A 4,153-nucleotide genomic window follows, 5' to 3' on the forward strand; every position below is an offset into this window, starting at 1 on the left:
CAAGCTACGTGATCTTGAAGAGATGCCCGACGGCGTGTTCTGCGCCAACGACATTCTCGCCATAGGCTTTCTCGACGGCGTTCGGGAACTGGGCCTCAACGTGCCGGACGACCTCTCGATCGTCGGCTTCGACGATATCGAAATGGCGCATTGGCCTTCGCACGGGCTGACGACCGTCAAGCAGCCCATCGAAAAGATGTTGGAGGCGACGATTTCGCTGGCCAAGGAACTGGGCACGAATGCTGGCCGGGAGCCGGTCGTGCAGATGATTGCGCCAGGCGCCGTGATCGAGCGCGCGACGACGCGCAGGAGGCATCATGACTGATCTATCCGCAAAGCGCTTCTTCGAACGCGCGGTCAACGTTCACCGCTACGACTGCGAGCTGGTTGCAGCGCCGCAGCCGTCGGACGCTGAAAGCGGGCAATTCCAACCAGCCATCGACAAGGACGGGGCGACCGACGAGGCCGTCGTCCGCTACGTGGTCGCCACCCGTCCCATCTATGACGGCCTGCGCCGGCTGATTGGGCAGGTCGCGGGCTTGCTGGTTTTGGCCGAAGCTGGCGGTCGCCGCGATGTGCTCGACCTGCCGGATATCCCGGCGGCCTGTGAACAATGGGCCGAGGTCAAGCAGCGCCTGGGCGCCTTGCAGACGCCGCGCGGTCTGGAGGCCCATTGCGTGCGCCTGGAGACCGCGCACGCGACGCTCGGCGAAGTGCTTGACGAATTCGGCCTGGCCCGGCTGCGGCGCGACTGGCAGCAGCATCTCGACCGGGCAGCGGAGAGGATCAAGCACGCCTATGCCTGGCTGCAGGCGGCGTCGGAGCCGCGCGCCGGCATGACGCCGATCGATTTCAATCATGCCTGCTGCAGTTGTGCACAGCGCTGGCGAAAACAGGGAGGAAACGATGGGTCAATATTCGATCTGGGTGCTTGAGTACAGCTACGTCACCAACTACCACAAGAGCGGCGTGCTCTACGGCGCCCACAATCAGGGTCACGTCAAGCTTCCCTACTGCTATGCGCTGATCAAGGGCAACGGCCACGTCGCCATGGTCGATGTCGGCTACAACAACAAGGACTACGGCAAGCATCTCGGCGACAAGTTCGGCGTCGAGAACTGGCACTCACCCGAGGCCGTCCTCAGCGAGATCGGCCTGTCGCCGCAGGACGTCGACACGGTCTTCGTCACCCACGCCCACTTCGATCATTTCGGCAATGTCGAGGACTTCCCGAAGGCTACCTTCTACATCCAGGAGCGCGAAATCGCGAAATGGGTCTGGGCGATGTCGCTGCCGGACCGCATGCGCTGGATGAACGTCGCCGTCGACCCTGGCGATATCGTACGCGGTGTCGACCTGGCCCGCCAGAAGCGGCTGGTGACGATCGATGGCGCAAAGCAGGACGTGCTGCCGAACGTCGATCTCCATCCCGCCTTCGATAGCCACACCTACGGTTCGATGTGGGTCACCGTACGCAACGGCAACGAAGATACCTGGGTGCTGGCAGGCGATCTCGTCTATGTCTTCGACAATATCGAGGGCTCGGGAGCTGCCGTCGATGTCGAGACGCTCTACGTCCCGGTGGGCCTTGCGGTCGGCAGCCAGACCAATCTCGTGCTGGCGACCGAGGAGATGATGAAGCAGGTGAATTACGAGGCACGGCGCGTCATTCCCATCCACGAAGAGCGGCTGAAGGACCGTTTCCCCTCGCGCATCACCAAGGATGGCCTGCGCATCACTGAAATCTGCCTCGCGGACGGCGAGAAATCGTGGGTGCAGTAATGGAGCAAATCCGCAAGGTGGCCATTGTCGGGGCAGGGCTCGTCGGCCGCGGCTGGGCGATCGTCTTCGCTCGTGCTGGTCATGACGTGACCATCTATGACGGCAGCGACGACATCCGCGTGGCGGTGATTGACAGGATCCGCGCCAGTCTTGCCGACATGCACGAAGCCGGGCTGATCGATGCGATCGATCCTGTCATGCGGCGGTTAAGGGTGGTCGACACGCTCGAGAGTGCGGTTGCCGATGCCGACTATATCCAGGAATCGGTGCTCGAACGGCGCGATGTCAAGCAGGCCGTCTGCCTCGAGATCGATCGGGCCATGCGGCCCGATGCCGTCGTAGGCAGCTCCAGCTCAGGTATTCCTGCCTCGGCGTTTACGGAACAATGTGTAAAACGCGCACGCTTCCTCGTGGTGCATCCGGTGAATCCTCCACATCTGATCCCGTTGGTCGAACTGGTTCCGGCGCCATGGACGGACGCAAACATCGTTCCTTGGCTACGGGAACAAATGGAAGCCGTGGGCCAGGCGGCCATCGTCGTGCGCAAGGAGGTGGAGGGCTTTGTCCTGAACAGGCTCCAGGGTGCGCTGCTCAACGAAGCCTGGGCATTGCTTGAGGAAGGTGTCGCAAGTGCCGCCGACATCGATCTGACGGTGTCGCACGGGCTTGGCTACCGCTGGTCCTTCATGGGACCGTTCGAGACGATCGACCTCAACGCGCCTGGCGGGATTGCCGACTATGCGCGGCGTCTGGGGCCGCTCTACCACGCGATCGCACTGGCAAGGCGCGATCTGGCGCCTTGGTCCGAAGCGCTGATCGGCAAGGCCGAAGCCGAACGCCGCGAGAAACTGTCGGCATCCCGCCTCGGTGAACGCAGCACCTGGCGCGACCGCAATCTCATGGCGCTCGTCGCTTATAAGCAACGTACCAGCGTCTGACACGGAGAGGGCCATGGCGGCAATGCTGCAAGACAAGGTTGCCCTGGTGACCGGAGCGACCGGTGGTATCGGCGCGCAGATCGTATCGAGGCTCGCGCAGGAAGGGGCGTCGGTCGTCGTCGGCTACAACAGTTCACGCCAGGCGGCCGAAGCGCTGGTCTCGTCGCTAACGCCCCGCGATCATCTCGTCGCCGAGGCGAGCGTCACCGACAGCGACTGCCTCGCGCGATTGGCCGGCCAGATCGAGGAAAGGTTCGGCCGGCTCGATATCCTGGTCAATTGCGCCGGCATAACCCGTTTCGTACCGCATCCGGACCTCGATGGTCTGGACGACGCGTTGATCGACAGCATCTTCAGCGTCAACGTGCGTGGTGTCATCGCCGCGACGCGGGCAATGCGGCCGCTGCTCGACCGCGCCGCCAGCGGCGTCGTTGTCAACATCTCGTCGATTGCCGGCGCAACCGCCATGGGCAGCAACATCGCCTACTGCGCCTCCAAGGCCGCTGTCGACAACCTAACCAAGTCGCTGGCGCGCGCCCTGGCTCCGAAAATCAGGGTCGTGTCGGTGTCACCGGGCGTCGTCGACACTGATTTCATCAAGGGCCGCGACGAGTCCTGGCGAGATGAACAGGCGAACCGGACGCCGCTCGGGCGATTGGGCACGCCCGACGATGTTGCCGAGGCGGTTCTGGCAGTCGCGACCCATCTTCGCTTCGCGACAGGAGTTGTCATTCCGGTCGACGGCGGGCGGCCCCTGGTATGATTTTTGTCCTGAACGTCCGCACAGCGCTTATGGAGAGCTGAATGACCGCAACCATAGCCATCACCATCGGCGATCCGGCCGGCGTTGGACCCGAGATCGCGCTCAAGGCCGCCCATCATTTCGCGGCGGTCCTTGAGACTGGCACGGTTCGGCTCCGCCTGATCGGGTCACTTGCGGCGCTTGGCGGGACAGCCCGGTCGCTGGCCTTACCATTGCCCGCCGTCGCGAATGCGGATGAACCTCTCGGCATCTGGCCGATCGAGGGTTCCGCCGTTGAGATCGGACAGGTGTCGGCGGAAGGCGGCAGGCAGGCCTATGAGGCCGTGGCCGAGGGTGTGCGGCGTACGATGGCCGGCGAGGCTTCGGCCATCGTCACCGCGCCGCTCAACAAGGAATCGCTGCATCTTGCCGGTTATCGGTTCCCGGGTCACACCGAGCTGCTGGCGGCGCTTACCGGGGCGCGAGACAGCGCGATGATGCTCGCGCACGGTTCTTTTCGCGTCAGCCACGTCACGACCCACATTCCGCTGGAAGATGTGCCGAAGAGGGCGACGGAGCCGCGCATGCGGCGGGTTCTCGACCTGACGATCGAAGCCCTGAATCATCTGGGGATCACGGCGCCTCGCGTTGCGATTGCCGCGCTCAATCCGCACGCCGGGGAGGGCGGTAT

General features: G+C 63.8%; 6 protein-coding genes. All 6 read left to right on the forward strand.

What is annotated here, in order from left to right:
* Positions 1-325: substrate-binding domain-containing protein (locus tag EN984_RS24745; protein ID WP_164765621.1), on the forward strand; the 325-nt coding region annotated here is incomplete at its 5' end.
* Positions 318-935, forward strand: coding sequence for a hypothetical protein (locus EN984_RS24750; RefSeq protein WP_127269455.1), 618 nt, complete (start codon positions 318-320; stop codon positions 933-935). The genes EN984_RS24745 and EN984_RS24750, both read left to right, overlap by 8 nt.
* Positions 907-1,782 (forward strand): N-acyl homoserine lactonase family protein, encoded by an 876-nt coding sequence (locus tag EN984_RS24755; protein ID WP_127269454.1) that lies wholly within the window; start codon positions 907-909, stop codon positions 1,780-1,782. Before EN984_RS24750 ends, EN984_RS24755 begins: the two co-directional genes overlap by 29 nt.
* Entirely contained in the window at positions 1,770-2,720 is a 951-nt protein-coding gene (locus EN984_RS24760) for a 3-hydroxyacyl-CoA dehydrogenase (protein WP_236383432.1), read from the forward strand. Before EN984_RS24755 ends, EN984_RS24760 begins: the two co-directional genes overlap by 13 nt.
* 13 nt (positions 2,721-2,733) lie before the next feature.
* On the forward strand, positions 2,734-3,483 hold the full coding sequence (locus EN984_RS24765; RefSeq protein ID WP_206517165.1) for an SDR family oxidoreductase: 750 nt from the start codon (positions 2,734-2,736) through the stop codon (positions 3,481-3,483).
* 41 nt (positions 3,484-3,524) lie between these two features.
* Positions 3,525-4,153, forward strand: a 629-nt coding sequence (locus tag EN984_RS24770) for a 4-hydroxythreonine-4-phosphate dehydrogenase PdxA (RefSeq protein ID WP_206517471.1), incomplete at its 3' end; no start/stop codon positions are given.

It is taken from the genome of Mesorhizobium sp. M7A.F.Ca.CA.004.12.1.1, from assembly GCF_003997835.1.
Classification (GTDB): Bacteria; Pseudomonadota; Alphaproteobacteria; order Rhizobiales; family Rhizobiaceae; genus Mesorhizobium.